The sequence below is a fragment of the Dyadobacter frigoris genome (genome assembly GCF_005280585.1).
In the GTDB taxonomy this organism is placed as follows: domain Bacteria; phylum Bacteroidota; class Bacteroidia; order Cytophagales; family Spirosomataceae; genus Dyadobacter; species Dyadobacter frigoris.
Genome location: NZ_SZVO01000006.1, coordinates 53,673 through 69,565 on the forward strand (window position 1 = coordinate 53,673; position 15,893 = coordinate 69,565).

The following is a 15,893-nucleotide window of genomic DNA, read 5'->3' on the forward strand; positions in this document are numbered from 1 at the left end:
GTAAACTCTGAACTAATCTTATAAATTCATGTTTCTAAAAATACTAGATTTATTTCAAAAAAGGTAATAATATTTGGACTGGAATTTGTTCTGTCCTTGCAAATATAGATGTTTGAACATAAATTAACATATTCTTAAAACAATAAGATAGTTTACTTTGAAATTAAGAATTTGAAAAAAATTGGATTTCATTTGCTTAATTTTGTCAGACCAGTCTACGCTAAACAAATACGCCGAAAATTATCAATTAAGATAACTGACTGGATTTATTATCGTTCTTGTAAAATTATGTTTAGATTGTAAAATTGAATCAAAACCTGGGAAATCCAGATAATAATAACGCTCAACGCCAGGAAAAATGGATAAAATAGAGTTCGATCAAATTTTTTTGCCTGTTATTTTCAAATTAAACCAGAACGCTGACAGAGAAAAATTTGACGAGATTACTTCTGCAAGTGACAATATAGTTCTTAATTTATTTCAATCTCAAAAAAGCGAACTTTTCAAAATAAGAAGTCCTCAAAAAAGATTTAGCGCCGCTGACTGTCAAAATTTATACAACGAGTGGGTAAAAGATAAAGTCACGGATGAGGAAGGAGTTTGGGTATACTATCCCTGGGCTAAAAGAATTCTTCATATTCTGGACAAAGACGAATTTGTTGAAGTAAGGACGAGCAGAAACAAACACAAAATAACTACAAGAGAACAGAATACCCTTTTTAGTAAGAAAATTGGTGTTGTAGGATTGTCAGTCGGTAATGCGGTTGCGTTAACGTTGGCTACTGAACGCGTTTGCGGACATATAAAGCTGGCGGATTTTGATACGTTGGAATTGAGCAATATGAACCGCATTAAAACCGGTTTACATAATATCGGGATTAATAAAGCGATTATTACAGCCCGGGAAATTGCAGAAATTGATCCCTTTATCAGGGTTGAATGTTATCTTGACGGAATTACAGAACAAAATATCTCAGGATTTCTTACAGAAGATGGCAACCTGGATCTGCTCGTAGAAGAATGTGATGAGCTCGATATCAAGATATTATGCAGAAATGAAGCGAAAAAATATAGTATTCCGGTCGTGATGGAAACAAGTGACAAAGGGATGCTGGATGTTGAAAGGTTCGACCTTGAACCCGATCGTCCGATTTTCCATGGACTGATCGGAAATATTGATCCGTCCAAACTTAAAAACCTCACCAACGAAGAAAAAGTACCGCTGATAATAAGAATTGTAGATGCCAAAAACAGCTCACTACGGGGAAAGGTTTCTTTACTTGAAGTTGGCCAATCCATTGGAACGTGGCCTCAGCTTGCCAGCGCTGTCACACTTGGAGCGGGCGTAACAACGGATGTTGTACGTCGGATCCTTTTGAATCAATTCCACGACTCAGGCCGGTATTATGTTGATTCGGAGGGATTAATTGGAAATAAAAATATCAGTGACATCGTCACATTTAACAATCCATTTGCGCCGTTCGACTTAGACTCAGCAAAAGAAAACGCTTCCCGCTTTGACGATCAGCCTGTTACGTATATTCCTGATGTTACGATAGTTGAAACGATTGTTAAAGCTGCCTGCCAGGCGCCTTCTACCGGTAATGACCAGCCCTGGAAATGGCTTTATCAAAATGGAAAACTATTTTTGTTTCATGATGAGCACAGAGCTTATTCATTCGGAAACTTCGACAATATTGCCTCTAACCTTTCCTTTGGTGCTGCTTTTGAAAATCTTACACTTCAAAGTTATGAAGCCGGACTTTTCATAAAGAAAAATTTATTTCCTCTCGGCAGCTCCTCTCCGCTTGTTGCAATCATTGAATTTAGTCTGACAGAAGATGCCGGTTTTGAAAAAGTTTTTTCCCCGGAATCGGTAAGTGTAATTTACGACCGGACTACAAACCGCAATCCTTCGCAGGCCGTTGATATTCCAAATCCTGAACTGGAAATGTTAAAAGAAGCGGCCGAAAGTATTGACGGGGCCAAATTGTTGATGATTCAGGATAAAGAGCAGATGCGCCTCGTTGCCGAAATCATCGGAGGCTGCGACCGGATAAGGCTGCTGAATGAAGAAGGACATAAAGACTTTGTGTTCCGGGAAATGAAATGGACCAAAGAAGATGCCGAAAAATCCGCAGATGGAATTGATGTCCAGACACTTGGAATGAGTCCTGCGCAATTGGCGGCCATGTCACTCATCAAGGATCACAAAATTGCCAGAGTACTGAAGGAAATTGATGGCGGCAATGCACTTATAGATGTTAGCAGAAAACTGATTGAATCCGCTTCCGCATTGGGCATTATCACACTTCCAAAATACAATGCCGAAAACTTTTTTAAGGGCGGTATTTCTTTGGAGCGTCTTTGGTTAAAAGCCGAGTTGCTGGGCTATGCCATTCATCCTCTGATATCTCCTTTTTATCTGTTTCCAAGAGTTTTACACGGTCAAAATTCCGGAGTTGATGAAGGAGAAAGTGAAAAGCTCCACGCCCTTCGCCAGAGGTTTATAAATCTGGTACCCCTAAAAAATGATATGGCAGAAGTATTTTTGTTTAAAATAGCAAAAGCTGAAACACCAGCCATCAAATCATTGCGATTACCCTTACACGATACATTTTTTGCAGGTGACATGACAAACAAATGATAGCCAGAATCAGAGCATATAGTGCACCCGAAGATATTGAAAATAACCTCAGATATATTGACGGACATAAGAAAGTACTCGAATCTTACGGAGTAAAACAAGTGACGTCAGCGAGCCATACCTGGTTGCATGACCCCAATACCTACATGATCATTGTAGAGTCAGAGGATGGGGAGAAAATATATGGTGGAGGTAGAATACAAGTCCGCTCGGCAAATTTAAAGATGCCGATGGAGGACGCGATTGCCAAAATTGATGATTCAATATATTCCTATGTTGATAAGTTAGGAGACATTAAAATTGCGGAATTTTGTGGCTTGTTTAATTCAAAAGAAGTAGCAGGATACGGGATCGGAAGTATATTTCTTGGCAGGATTGGCGTGGCGATATCCTCTCAGATCGGTGTAAAATATCTCATGGCCTTATGTTCCCCGGCAACACTGAGAAATTGCACGCGGGTCGGCTTTGAGATTGTGCGTGACTTAGGCAAAAACGGAACTTTTTATTATCCAAAAGAAGGCCTGATTGCCACAGCGTTACTGATCAAGGATCTTGATACCCTGCCCCTTGCAAATGCGGAAGAAAGGGAGAGAATTATGGACTTACGATTAAATCCTCTTCAACATACTTTTGAGACAGGACCAAAGGGCGAGATGAATATTTTTTACGAGACAAAAATCAATCCGATTTACATTAATATTTAGAAAATAAATATGATAATTTTAAGTTTTTTGTCAAAAAATAATTTCCCATAAATGAACGCTCTAAGAATAATACTTTTCTTAACAGTACTATTGCCATTCACCATGTGCTATGGTACGAATGTAGACTTTTATGGAAAAAAAACAGTAGCAGGAAAATTCATTGAGATCTATGAGGACGGAAGTAACAAAAAGACTTTATCCGAGATCGATTCGTCTCAGTTTGTCAGGAGCTCTGTAGATACCCCAAATTTCGGCCTGAGCAAGTCCGCGTTCTGGGTCAAGCTGAGTATTAAAAATCATACAAAAGAAGAAATTATTTTGCTCGAACTGGCATCTCCAATGATTGATTTGTGCCAGTTGTATTCAGGAGAAACCAGAAAGTTATTGCAAAGCAACTCTGAAAATTTACCATTCAGACAAAGAAAAATCAACGATCCTAATCTCATTTTTGAATTAAAGGTATCACCGGGAGAAACTAAAACCTTCTTCCTGAAAATCCTGGCTTCGGAGCAGCTCATCCTTCCTCTTATCATCAATTCACCAAAAGAATTCTATCAGGATTCTCTGAATAAAGAAATCCTGGCAGGCATCCAAATCGGCATTCTGCTGGTGATGATTTTATATAATCTGTTTATCTATTTCTCAGTAAAAGAAGAAAGTTACCTTTATTATGTGCTGTACATATTATTCATAGGACTAACGCAGCTTACGTTAAGTGGTTATACCTATAAATATCTTTGGCCGGATACACCTGCTTTTAACAATCTGGCGTACGTTATGTTCCCTGCCCTGGCCGGAATTTTCACGATTCTGTTCATCAAAAATTTCTTACATACAAGTGTCAAATCGCCAATATTGCACCATATGCTCACCATTGTAAGCTTTGGTTATTTACTGGCACTCGTAACCCGGTTAGTAGGATATGACCTGATCAGTTTCCGTATTATTGATATTATGGCCCTCACAGGAGCTATCGTTACGTTGATCATCGCAGCACGACTTTCATTTTTAGAAAATTACAGGCCAGCCAAATTTTTCCTGACTGCCTGGCTGGTCTTTCTGGTCGGACTTATCCTTTACATTGTACGTAACCTCAACATGCTGCCGTATAATGATTTTACAAATTACAGCATGCAGGTTGGGACAATTATAGAAGTGATCCTGCTTTCATTTGCGCTTGCCGACAAAATTAATATATTGAAAAAAGAACGGGAGCTTTCTCAGGAACAAGCCCTTCGGATCTCTCTGGAAAATGAAAAAATCATCCGTGAGCAAAATATTTCACTTGAAAAGAAAGTTGCTGAAAGGACGATAGAATTAACAAAAACCAATATTGACCTGGAGGATACGCTTAACAAACTGAAAGATGCGCAATCGCAATTGATTGAATCTGAAAAAATGGCATCTCTTGGACAGCTTACAGCAGGGATAGCCCATGAGATCAACAACCCGATCAACTTTGTAAGTTCTAATATCCGTCCCTTAAGAAGAGATATTGATGATGTGATGGAAATTCTTTCGGAATTTGATGAAATGCAGCAGATTGATTCTTTGGAAGGTATACATACTAAACTCAATCAAATTGAAAAGTTGAAAGAAGATCTGGATCTGGACTATATTAAAACAGAAATCGGGCTGCTGCTGAGCGGTATGGAAGACGGCGCCAGACGAACTGTCGAGATTGTAAAAGGCCTGAAAGTTTTCTCAAGAGTAGATGAGTCAGACCTTAACTTTGTTAATTTAAATGAAGGAATTGAATCTACGCTGGTAATTTTAAATTATCAGATGGGAACAAATCTTGAACTTATTAAAAATCTGGGAAGTATTCCAAACGTTGAGTGTTATGGCGGGAAAATGAATCAGGTTTTTATGAACATACTTACCAATTCAATTTACGCCGTTCAAAAAGGAAATCTGACAGACCGGAAACCAACCATTTGGGTTAAAACATTTCTGAAAGATAGTGAGCACGTAACAATTTCCATAAAAGACAATGGATCGGGTATGAGCCCTGAAGTAAAGGCCAAAATTTATGATCCTTTTTTCACGACCAAAGACGTTGGAGAAGGTACCGGTTTAGGTTTATCAATCGTTTTTAAGATTATTGAAGTACATTACGGCACAATTGAAGTAATATCAGAAATCAACAAAGGAACGGAGTTCGTAATTACACTCCCAATAACTAAAAAAAATAGCCTTACCTGAATCAATGACTGATAAACAGATACGCATACTATACATAGACGACGAGGAGCATAATCTGCAATCGTTTAAGGCATCATTCCGTAAACAGTACAACATTACCACAACCACATCCGTAGTTGAGGCTGAGGGATTTATGGAGCAAAAAGAGTTCCACGTAGTACTGGCTGATCAGAGAATGCCGGGCATGACCGGGACACAGTTTTTTGAAAAAATAAGGATCAGATTCCCTGAGCCAATAAGGATTTTAATTACAGGACATACAGATATCAGTGCGGCGATTGACGCCATTAATAAAGGAGAAGTTTTTAGGTTTATTGACAAACCGTGGGATTACACCTACGTTGAAAATGCAATTACCCACGCATTTGAAATTTTTAATACCAGGGCTGAATTAAAGCAAAGGAATCTTGATCTCGAAAAAGCTTACGAAGAGCTGGACAAATTTGTATATAGTGCCTCACACGATCTGCGCGCACCATTGATGTCGGTTTTAGGTATTGTTAACCTGGCATTGATGGAAGATAAAGTCGAGTCTCAGAATGAATATCTGGACCTGATCAAGCAATCCGTAAAAAAGCTGGATACTTTTATTATCAATATCATTGACTATTATAAGAATGCACGCGGTGTTGCGACCATGACTCCGATCAATTTCCAAGAGCTTGTTAATGATGTTACCGAGGCAATTAGGTTCTTACCGGAATTTGAAAATGTTGAAATGACAACAGACATTACCCAAACCGGTGTTTTTGAATCGGATGTAATGAAGCTGAGAATAATATTTAATAACCTTATAAGCAATGCAGTAAAATTCCAGGATCCGAAAAAGGAAAAGTCTTTTATTAAACTCAGCATTCATGCCACACCGGCTAATACTTTGATTACTTTTGAAGATAATGGCCTGGGAATAAAAAAAGACGACCTCGAAAAAATATTCAAAATGTTTTATCGTGCAGGTGCTACCAATAGTGGCTCTGGCATAGGTCTTTATATCGTACATGAGGCGATTAATAAACTTGAAGGAAAAATTAAGGTTACATCAACTTTAGGTGAAGGCAGTATTTTTGAAATAGATATTCCTTCAATAAATAAATAGAAATTATGACTGCTCAATTTGATTTTATCTTAATTGATGATAGCGCTTTTGATTTATTTATTTATGAAAAACTAATTATTAAAAGCGGGATAGGCAATTCAGTACGGCCTTTTAATTCCGCTGAGGATGCTCTTGAATATTTGACCGGGGAAGGTGAGTCCCTACCTCCAACCGTTATTTTACTGGATTTGCAAATGCCTGGCATGAATGGATTTGAATTTATTGACAAATTTGATCTGCTTGCTGACCAAGTGAAGGATAAAATTCGCATTTACATGTTATCTTCCACGATCGATACGAGGGATATTGACAAGGCCAAAGCCAGTGATTCTATCATTGATTTACTTTCAAAACCGTTGGAAATTGGCCTGCTTAAAACAATTTTGACAACATGATTTTGTGTACTTGACCCTGTATTTTTCGTTAGTTCTATCCGTTAGGTTTCGCCGTAGCGCGCAATAAGTCTTGCATTAAACATAGTCTGCAACAAATTCTGAATCAGCAGATTTCCAGTAAAAATTCCTCAATCTAATATTTTCAAAATAAAAAAAATAAACAATAAATAGTTTCTATATAATAATTTAAATATTTATCTGAGAGGTTACATATCAGGTATGTTTTTAATAAAGGTAATATTCAATTAACCAAAACCCATAATAACCTAAACTCACAAATGAAAACAGATAATAAAACGCTAATTGAAATTAAAAGACTACACGAACAATACGTAAAAGAAGTTGAGTTCAGCGGCATTAAGCCTTTATCCATAGAAATTTACAAATCTCATTCTAAAAACTTTGTAAGGTGGATTCATGGAGATTTTGTTCCCGGCGGAAAATTGAAGAAAACGATGGAGGATAACATCCTTAAAGAACAAAACCAGGCTGTATAAAAAAAATAATTCAAGTCCTTAAAAAAGACTGATGAAAATATGGTTTTGGTTGTACATCATTACAGTAGAATATATGAATTTCTTTATTTAGCTTTGAGAAGGAAATTTCAATTTCCCGATACTGGCATAAAGAAATATTTAACAATAAGGTTATGATTATTGCATTGCTTAACTTTTTTAAAGGCCGTTTTGATAAAGACTCCATTCAGGCAGCCAAGTCAAGCGAAAAACGCATGACACGTCAGGAAGCGTTTCAGCAAATGAGAGAATTGGCCAAAAAATCGGGCAAAAAATGACTTTTTTTAATGGTTAAGTATTAATTGTTAATGGTCAATAATTGCTCATTAGGGCTTTGTTTCTTCGAAATTGAACTTAATGCTCTTCTAAATTATTAACCCGAGTCTTTCACAATCCATCAATTCTCGTTGATTAATCAATTCTCCCTTTCCACTCATTAACAATTAACCCTTAACAATTACTTTGTCCATAATAGGCATCCTTTCCGTGTTTTCTGAAAAAGTGTTATTAATGGTTAATGATTGCTCATTAGGCCTTTGTTTCTTCGAAATTGAACTTAATGCTCTTCTAAATTATTAACCCGAGTCTTTCACAATCCATCAATTCTCGTTGATTAATCAATTCTCCCTTTCCACTCATTAACAATTAACCCTTAACAATTACTTTGTCCATAATAGGCATCCTTTCCGTGTTTTCTGAAAAAGTGTTTATCTATCAGGCTTTGTTTTATTGAAGTCACCTCGGGGTTAATTTGCATCGTTAAATACGCCATTTTCGCGATTTCCTCCAAAACAACTGCATTATATACTGCTTTGCCAGGATCTTTTCCCCATGTAAAAGGTCCATGGCAAGCCACCAGCACCATTTCCACCTCTTCCGGGCTAAGGCATAACCGATTAAACAGATCAAGAATCTGGTTACCGGTCTCATGTTCATAATCTCCCTGAATCATTTCATCGGTCATTACATCCGTGACAGGAACTGGTGCGACCAAATGATCGGCATGAGTTGTGCCAAGATTTGGTATAGACATTCCCGCCTGCGACCAGGCAACCGCATAGGTTGAGTGCGTATGACAAACACCACCGATCGATGGAAAATTCCTGTACAGCAAAGTATGTGTTTTGGTATCCGACGATGGACGCATGTTTCCTTCAACCAGCACGTTATCAAGGTCAACGATTACGATATCTTCTACTTTTAGTTTACGATAAGGCACGCCGCTCGGTTTGATGGCAATAACGCCCGCTGAACGGTCAATTCCACTGACATTCCCAAAAGTAACAATAGCCAGTTCTTCCTTCGGAATTTCCATATTGGCTTCGTAAACCTGTTCTTTTAAATATTTATATAACATTTTATTAAGCTAAAACCCGGGTTAAACTGACTATTGTATTTGGTGATTCTAATTAATATTCTAAAAAAGACTTATATGATTTGGTGTCACTTATAGTAAGCCTCACTCCATCTCAATTCATTTTTCAACTGGCGAAGTGTTGTACTTTTATCAATCACAACCAGCTCAACGCCTACCATTTCCGCAAACATTTCTATTTGTTCAGTGCCAAGATTCTGACTAAAAACCGTGTGATGCGCTCCACCGGCATAAATCCAGGCTGCACAACCGGTTTTCATATCAGGAGCAGGTTTCCAGATCGCACGTGCCACCGGAAGTTTTGGCAGATCCTCTTCAACTGCAACAGCTTCTACTTCATTCACCAACAAACGAAACCGGTTGCCCATATCAATAAGTGAAACGTTGATTGCAGGACCGGCAGGTGCATTAAAAACCAGGCGTACGGGATCTTCTTTCCCTCCTATACCCAAAGGATGAATTTCACATGAAGGCTTTCTGTCCGCAATAGTTGGACAGATTTCAAGCATATGGGATCCTAAAACAAGATTTCTTTCCGGATTGAAATGATACGTGTAATCTTCCATAAATGAACTTCCGCCGGGCAATCCGCTTCCCATGACTTTAAGCGCGCGAACCATGGCAGAAGTTTTCCAGTCGCCCTCACCCGCATAACCGTAGCCTGCCGCCATCATGCGCTGTGAGCCAATTCCCGGCAATTGCTTCATCCCATATAAATCCTCGAAAGTGTTGGTATAACCTTTGAAATTTCCATCTTCCAGAAAATATTTCAATCCGAGTTCTATTCTCGCAGCATCTTGCAATGCTTGGTATTTTTCTTTTCCTTTGTGTAGAGATGCCACGAGCCGGTATTGATCCTCGTATTCGGTGATCAGTTTGTCAACGGCCTCATCAGAAACCTGATTGATAACTTTTACCAAATCGCCGACAGCATACGTATTGACAGAAAACCCAAAAGTCATTTCAGCGGCAACTTTATCCCCATCGGTTACAGCCACCTGTCTCATATTATCCCCAAACCGGGCAAATTTCGCCCCATTAAGATCATTTTTGGCGCTGGCTACCCGAGACCACGATGCCAGCGCTTCAATTACATCATTTTGCTGCCAGTGACCAACAATCACCTTCCGGTTTATCCTCATCCGTGTCATGATATAACCGAATTCCCGATCACCATGCGCGGACTGATTCAGGTTCATAAAATCCATATCGATATCGTTCCAAGGGATATCACGGTTAAACTGGGTATGCAGATGAAGCAAAGGTTTGCGTAAAATCTGCAACCCACGTATCCACATTTTGGCTGGGGAGAAAGTATGCATCCAGGCTACTATACCAACGCAACTAACTGAAACATTAGCATCCTGACAAATACGATATATTTCATCCGGAGATTTTACAACCGGTTTAAAAACAACACGAACTGGTATCTGAGAATTTTTATCAAAAGAATCACTTATAATTTGGGAATGTTCATCTACCTGGCGAAGCGTATCCTCCCCATATAAATCCTGACTACCAGTAACAAACCATATTTCAAATTGCTTTAAATCCAACATTGAGGCTGATTGTCTAAAAAAAATATTATGGATAATTATTGCTGTTTTAAACTGCCTTTAAATCTTCAACAGTATGCTGCATTATACCCGATTCTACAAAATTTCCTGCTTTTAGATACCGCTGGTACAGTTTTTCATAAACCCGCGCGATTTCAGGCCTTGGACGATATTCTGTATCAAACCCTGAGTTCATAGCCTGCTGAGCTTCGGGAAGTGTCTCATAAATTCCGGATGCAACCGCAGCAAACATCGCTGCTCCAAGTGCGCAGGCCTGCTCCGAAGACGCAACTTTAATGGGCATGTTCATGACATCAGCCAACGTCTGCATCACAAACCTTGATTTTTTTGCTACCCCGCCAATTGCAATAACTTCCCGGATCGGCACTCCTTCTCTGACGAAGCGATCTGCTATACTTTTGGACCCGTAAGCCGTTGCTTCAACCAGGGCTTTAAAAACCCTCGCTCCGTCACTGGCAAGATTAAGTCCGAAAATTGCTCCCTTTAAAGTATGATTGGCATCAGGAGTGCGTCTACCGTTCAGCCAATCTATGGCAACAATGTCATTTTCTGTGACCGGTAAAAGTGCAGCTTGTGCAGACAAATGCGGAAGTAATTTTTCGGAAAGTTCTTTCGCAGCATTTTCACCTAAAATTTCAGCAACTGGCGTCGTGATCAGCTTGGCAAACCAGGCATAAATATCTCCAAAACCAGATTGTCCGGCTTCCATGCCCAGCATACCGGGCACTATCGAACCATCAACCTGGCCACAAATTCCTTGAATCAATAAGTGACCGATTTCTTCATTCGGAGCTACAAGCATATCACAGGTTGAAGTTCCGATCACTTTGCAAAGTGCGTAAGGCTCGATTAAAGCCCCTACAGCACCCATGTGACAATCAAACGCACCAACACCAATAATTACATTCAACGGAATACCCAGTTTTTCAGCCCACTGAGCGGAAATCGTCCCCATTGGCTTATCAGATGTTTCTGTTTTTGAAAAAAGACGATCACGGATTCCTGCCAAAAGCGGATCAAGCGCGACAAAAAATTCCTCCGAAGGAAGTCCGTCGTATTCGCTGTGCCATAATGCTTTATGACCTGCTGCACAACGCGATCTGTGTATCGCTAAAGGATTAGTATTTCCGGTCAGTTCCGCAGAAATCCAGTCGCAATGTTCAACCCATGAAAAAGCGGCCTCCCGTACCTTTTCATCGATTCGCAGCGTTTTTAATATTTTTGACCAGAACCATTCCGACGAATAAATTCCACCAACGTATTTCGTATAATCTATATCCCAATGATGCGCAAGTTGGTTTATCTCCTCAGCTTCTGCATTCGCCGTATGATCTTTCCAAAGGATAAACATCCCGTTCGGATTCTCTGCAAATTCAGGCAAAAGCGCTAACGGAGTTCCGTTTTTATCCACAGCCACAGGAGTTGACCCGGTTGTATCAATGGAAATTCCTGTTATATTTTCACGAATTTCCGCACCCGCATTTTTCAAAGCACCAGTCACACAGGACTCTAAACCTTCCAGATAATCAAGCGGATGCTGCCTGAAACGGGAAATGGCCGGATCGCAATATTTTCCTTCTTTCCACCTTTTGTACTCATGCACAGCAGTGCCAGCCGTTTCTCCTGTATGTGCATTTACGACTAGCGCCCGAACCGAATCGGTCCCGTAATCAATGCCTATTACGTACTTGTTTTTCATATGCGACACTATTGAATACTTAAAAGATTTTGGAAAAAATTCAGGAAACTAAGCTTTGCAAAAGCCGACGACATTCTAAGTTATGCACACCGACAATATCGAAAATCAATTAACAATTATGAATAATCGGCTTGTAAATATAATATATTTTATTTATAGTGTATATGTGACACAATTGAAAATATATAAAATATTCACTTTTAATCAGGATTATTAAGCACGGCTAAATTTTGACAGGTTTCATTGAATCCGGCATGAAATTCCAGAAAGCATGAAATTTCTCCTTATACCGAATTGTATCGAGTTTGTACAAAGTCGCCTTCTTAGTTGTAGAATTGCTATTTTTGCTGCCTGTATCAATAAGTAAACCTGTTGAAAGCAATTTTCTACTAAAATTTCGTCTGTCGAGCGGTGTGTTGTAAATTGCTTCATACAATTTTTGTAATTGGGGAATTGTAAAAAGTTCGGGCAAAAGTTCAAATCCGATCGGATGTAATGCAGCTTTATAACGCAGATGTTCAATTGCCCGGCCGACCATTTCATTATGGTCAAAAATTAATTCCGGACGCTGATCCAGGCTGATCCAGGATGCGTTGTGATTTCTTACGGCCTCTGAATCATGTTCATCAATCTGTATCAATGCAAAAAAAACGACTGATACGGTTCGTTCAGCCGGATCACGGTTAACCTTCCCAAACGTTTCAAGCTGTTCGACATAAATATTTTTTAATCCTGTTAGATAAAAAATAATTCGCCCTGCCCCTACTTCAAGATCTTCATCTTCTCTCAGAAATCCGCCCATAAGCGACCACTTTCCCATTTCAGGTTCTAGATTCCGCTTAACCAGAAGCAGTTTTATATCTTTTCCGTCAAAACCAAAAATGATACAATCAATAGCAAGCAAAATGCGCGATGTGACGGGATACCTATACATAAAAATTCAAACGTAATACTTCTGACAGATTAGGTGGGCAAAATACAACTTCTCACTTGGTTAGTACTAAATTGTACAAAAAATTTAAGTTTATTAACTTATTGTTATTAAAAAATAAAAAAACAAAGAGATTACTTAACTTTCAAGTGAAGTGCGTGAGCAAATTTAGACTGATTTTTGTTAAAAATTTCTTACCTTATTCTGAAAGGATTGAGGCCTTGAAACATATGAGCCAGTTGTACCTTACCTATTCTGATGAAAATATTCTCGAACTGATCGGTCAGGACGACGAACTTGCATTTGGCGAGCTATATGAACGCTATTTCAAGGTCTTGTTCAATTATGTATTTTCCAAGGTCGGTGATCAGTTTTCAGCACAGGAAATCGTTCAGGAATTGTTTGTAAATATCTGGCAGCAGCGTCAGAAAAATCAGATTCAGACTTGTCGTCCATTTTTATTTGCTGTGGCGAAAAAATCTGTTATTAATTTTTACAGAAAAGAATTCACCCGAAAGCATCATTACAATCAGTGGGAAATCCAGGCATCGACCATTTCGGAACTGACGGATCAGACAATACTTACAGCTGATCTGCAAAACAAATATGAACGGGCACTTGAAATGTTACCTGCAAAATGCCGGGAAGTATTTATCCGAAGTCGCCAGGGACTTTCAAACCGTGAAATTGCTTCTGAATTGATCATTTCCGAAAAAACAGTTGAACAACATATTACAAAGGCTCTCCGTATTTTAAGACAGCATTTGAAAGAACATCTGGCCTATCTGATTATTTTTTATCAATTATTTTTATAATCCGGATAAGGGTAATTTCTTTCATACACGACTTTTATTCAAACTAACATTTATTCAATCTTCGTTCAGACCGAACGTCCTTACCATTTATGAAGTTTATTATTCCAGCTTTCCTTTCCGCTTTTCTTTTTGTTACTCAGGCTGGTGCTCAAAGTCCGGTTCGTTATACCACTGCACAAGCCCATTCACATAATGATTATGCACAGAATATTCCTTTTCTGCGTGCTTATTATCAACAATTCGGTTCTATTGAAGCCGATATTTTTCTGAAAAATGACAGCATTTTTGTAGCACACGATCACAAATACATTACGTCAAAAAACACTTTTAACGCCTTATATTTAAAACCGATCCTTGATCAGATTGAAAAGAATAAGGGCAGTATCTATCCTGATAAAAATCGGGGTTTACAGTTATTAATCGATTTAAAAACACCTGGTAAAGAAACCATTGCCGCACTTATAAAAGAATTAAAACCACATACCGACATTTTTTATCCGAAGGGATCTGTCAAAATCGTTTTGAGCGGTGAAGTACCTCCACCCCAGGAATTTGATCAATATCCTGATTATCTGTTTTTTGACGGACGGCCGGATGTTCTGTATACCAAAGCACAGCTTGAAAAAGTTGGGCTGATTAGTCAGGATTTTACAAAATATACCAAATGGAATGGAAAAGGAATTTTGGTCAAAAGTGAGAAAAACGCTATTCAAGCTGTTATAAAAAAGGTACACGACCAAGGCAAAAAGGTGCGTTTTTGGGCAACTCCGGATAATATTAACGCCTGGAAAATGCTTATGAACTTGGGACTCGATTATTTGAATACTGACAAAGTAGAAGAACTGGGACCGTATCTAAGAAACCGTCCCGATGCTGAATATACCGCTGAAAAAATTCAGCCGCTTTACAAACCAACCTATCGAAATAACGACAAGGAATCCAAAGTCAAAAATATAATTTTATTGATTGGCGACGGTATGGGACTCACGCAGATTTATTCGGGTGTGACCGCTAATCGCGGAGAACTAAATCTGACCCGTTTTTTAAATATTGGCTTTTCTAAAACCAATGCTGCGGATAGTTATATCACTGATTCCGCCGCTGGGGCAACGGCGATGGCTACCGGTAAAAAAGCGAGAAACCGAGCGATTGGCGTGGATACTAACAATATTCCACTTCCTAACTTACCTGATAAAATAAAACCTCTTGGCATAAAAACGGGGCTGATATCGGCTGGGAATATTGTTGACGCTACTCCCGCCGCGTTTTATGCACATCGCTCCGACAGAGCTATGGAAGCTTTGATAGCACACGATTATCTAAAATCTCCTGTTGATATTTTGATCGGGGGCGGTGCTCCGCTTTTCAATAAAGAAAAAGTTTCGGACTCTCTTCAGTCAAAAGGAATCCAGTTTTCTAATCAGTGGAAGGATTTGAATACATTGAAAACTCCGTTTGTACTTTTAGATGATTCCAAAACAGTTTCAATACTTAACGGACGTGGCAATTTTCTTACTGAGGCATTTAAAAAGACGCAGAAATCGCTGGTGAAAAATGAAAAAGGATTTTTTATTATGGCAGAAGGAGCACAAATTGATTACGGCGGACATGTCAATAAAGTACCTTATGTCGTTACCGAAATGCTGGATTTTGACCAATTAATCGGAGAAGCCTTACGTTTTGCGGATAGTAACGGAGAAACGCTAGTTATTGTAACTGCAGATCACGAAACGGGTGGCTTGACTTTGCTTGACGGCGATTTGAAAAAAGGATATGTTGACGGACATTTTAGTACCAATGACCATACTTCGGTGATGGTCCCGGTTTTTGCTTACGGACCACATTCGATGGATTTCAGAGGGGTTTATGAGAACACTGAGATTTATGAGAAGATATTGAAGTTATTTAAGAGGTATGGTAAGAAATAAATAACA

The 15,893-nt window shown here is 38.9% G+C and carries 13 protein-coding genes; 9 read left to right on the forward strand and 4 right to left on the reverse strand.

The window, feature by feature from the left end; all coding sequences use genetic code 11:
- The first annotated feature begins 358 nt into the window (after positions 1-358).
- The 7 genes from FDK13_RS13750 to FDK13_RS35410 all read left to right on the forward strand — a co-directional run bounded on the left by FDK13_RS13750 (position 359) and on the right by FDK13_RS35410 (position 7,840).
- Positions 359-2,647 carry an Rv1355c family protein gene (locus FDK13_RS13750; protein ID WP_137340581.1) on the forward strand — a complete coding sequence of 763 codons (2,289 nt, stop codon included), beginning with the start codon at positions 359-361 and terminating at the stop codon, positions 2,645-2,647.
- Positions 2,644-3,351 (forward strand): hypothetical protein, encoded by a 708-nt coding sequence (locus FDK13_RS13755; protein WP_137340582.1) that lies wholly within the window; start codon positions 2,644-2,646, stop codon positions 3,349-3,351. Before FDK13_RS13750 ends, FDK13_RS13755 begins: the two co-directional genes overlap by 4 nt.
- 51 nt (positions 3,352-3,402) lie before the next feature.
- On the forward strand, positions 3,403-5,556 hold the full coding sequence (locus FDK13_RS13760) for a sensor histidine kinase (RefSeq protein ID WP_137340583.1): 2,154 nt from the start codon (positions 3,403-3,405) through the stop codon (positions 5,554-5,556).
- 4 nt (positions 5,557-5,560) lie between these two features.
- On the forward strand, positions 5,561-6,652 hold the full coding sequence (locus FDK13_RS13765) for a hybrid sensor histidine kinase/response regulator (protein WP_137340584.1): 1,092 nt from the start codon (positions 5,561-5,563) through the stop codon (positions 6,650-6,652).
- Between the two features lie 5 nt (positions 6,653-6,657).
- Entirely contained in the window at positions 6,658-7,047 is a 390-nt protein-coding gene (locus tag FDK13_RS13770) for a response regulator (RefSeq protein ID WP_137340585.1), read from the forward strand.
- Between the two features lie 278 nt (positions 7,048-7,325).
- Positions 7,326-7,544, forward strand: coding sequence for a hypothetical protein (locus FDK13_RS13775; protein WP_137340586.1), 219 nt, complete (start codon positions 7,326-7,328; stop codon positions 7,542-7,544).
- A 152-nt stretch (positions 7,545-7,696) separates the two neighbouring features.
- A complete protein-coding gene (locus FDK13_RS35410; RefSeq protein WP_170982799.1) occupies positions 7,697-7,840 on the forward strand; it encodes a hypothetical protein in 144 nt (47 codons plus the stop codon).
- A 374-nt stretch (positions 7,841-8,214) separates the two neighbouring features.
- Here FDK13_RS35410 and FDK13_RS13780 read toward each other — a convergent pair whose 3' ends face one another.
- From FDK13_RS13780 to FDK13_RS13795, 4 genes are all read right to left on the reverse strand, one after another.
- Positions 8,215-8,919, reverse strand: coding sequence for an L-ribulose-5-phosphate 4-epimerase (locus tag FDK13_RS13780; RefSeq protein WP_137340587.1), 705 nt, complete (start codon positions 8,917-8,919; stop codon positions 8,215-8,217).
- Between the two features lie 86 nt (positions 8,920-9,005).
- A complete protein-coding gene (gene araA, locus FDK13_RS13785) occupies positions 9,006-10,496 on the reverse strand; it encodes an L-arabinose isomerase (RefSeq protein WP_137340588.1) in 1,491 nt (496 codons plus the stop codon).
- A gap of 46 nt (positions 10,497-10,542) precedes the next feature.
- Positions 10,543-12,213, reverse strand: a complete 1,671-nt coding sequence (locus tag FDK13_RS13790) for a ribulokinase (protein ID WP_137340589.1) — start codon at positions 12,211-12,213, stop codon at positions 10,543-10,545.
- Positions 12,214-12,436: 223 nt separating this feature from the next.
- A complete protein-coding gene (locus FDK13_RS13795) occupies positions 12,437-13,147 on the reverse strand; it encodes an NUDIX hydrolase (RefSeq protein WP_137340590.1) in 711 nt (236 codons plus the stop codon).
- Between the two features lie 227 nt (positions 13,148-13,374).
- On the opposite strand from FDK13_RS13795, the gene FDK13_RS13800 reads away from it, so the two are divergent.
- Positions 13,375-13,959, forward strand: a complete 585-nt coding sequence (locus FDK13_RS13800; RefSeq protein WP_137340886.1) for an RNA polymerase sigma factor — start codon at positions 13,375-13,377, stop codon at positions 13,957-13,959.
- An 89-nt stretch (positions 13,960-14,048) separates the two neighbouring features.
- Complete coding sequence (locus FDK13_RS13805) at positions 14,049-15,887, forward strand: alkaline phosphatase (protein ID WP_137340591.1); 1,839 nt, start codon at positions 14,049-14,051, stop codon at positions 15,885-15,887.
- The last annotated feature ends 6 nt before the right edge of the window (positions 15,888-15,893 follow it).

Coding starts and splice junctions, on each gene's coding strand:
- FDK13_RS13750 (WP_137340581.1), top strand. CDS start 359: ATGGATAAAATAGAGTTCGATCAAATTTTTTTGCCTGTTATTTTCAAA.
- FDK13_RS13755 (WP_137340582.1), top strand. CDS start 2,644: ATGATAGCCAGAATCAGAGCATATAGTGCACCCGAAGATATTGAAAAT.
- FDK13_RS13760 (WP_137340583.1), top strand. CDS start 3,403: ATGAACGCTCTAAGAATAATACTTTTCTTAACAGTACTATTGCCATTC.
- FDK13_RS13765 (WP_137340584.1), top strand. CDS start 5,561: ATGACTGATAAACAGATACGCATACTATACATAGACGACGAGGAGCAT.
- FDK13_RS13770 (WP_137340585.1), top strand. CDS start 6,658: ATGACTGCTCAATTTGATTTTATCTTAATTGATGATAGCGCTTTTGAT.
- FDK13_RS13775 (WP_137340586.1), top strand. CDS start 7,326: ATGAAAACAGATAATAAAACGCTAATTGAAATTAAAAGACTACACGAA.
- FDK13_RS35410 (WP_170982799.1), top strand. CDS start 7,697: ATGATTATTGCATTGCTTAACTTTTTTAAAGGCCGTTTTGATAAAGAC.
- FDK13_RS13780 (WP_137340587.1), bottom strand. CDS start 8,919: ATGTTATATAAATATTTAAAAGAACAGGTTTACGAAGCCAATATGGAA.
- araA (WP_137340588.1), bottom strand. CDS start 10,496: ATGTTGGATTTAAAGCAATTTGAAATATGGTTTGTTACTGGTAGTCAG.
- FDK13_RS13790 (WP_137340589.1), bottom strand. CDS start 12,213: ATGAAAAACAAGTACGTAATAGGCATTGATTACGGGACCGATTCGGTT.
- FDK13_RS13795 (WP_137340590.1), bottom strand. CDS start 13,147: ATGTATAGGTATCCCGTCACATCGCGCATTTTGCTTGCTATTGATTGT.
- FDK13_RS13800 (WP_137340886.1), top strand. CDS start 13,375: ATGAGCCAGTTGTACCTTACCTATTCTGATGAAAATATTCTCGAACTG.
- FDK13_RS13805 (WP_137340591.1), top strand. CDS start 14,049: ATGAAGTTTATTATTCCAGCTTTCCTTTCCGCTTTTCTTTTTGTTACT.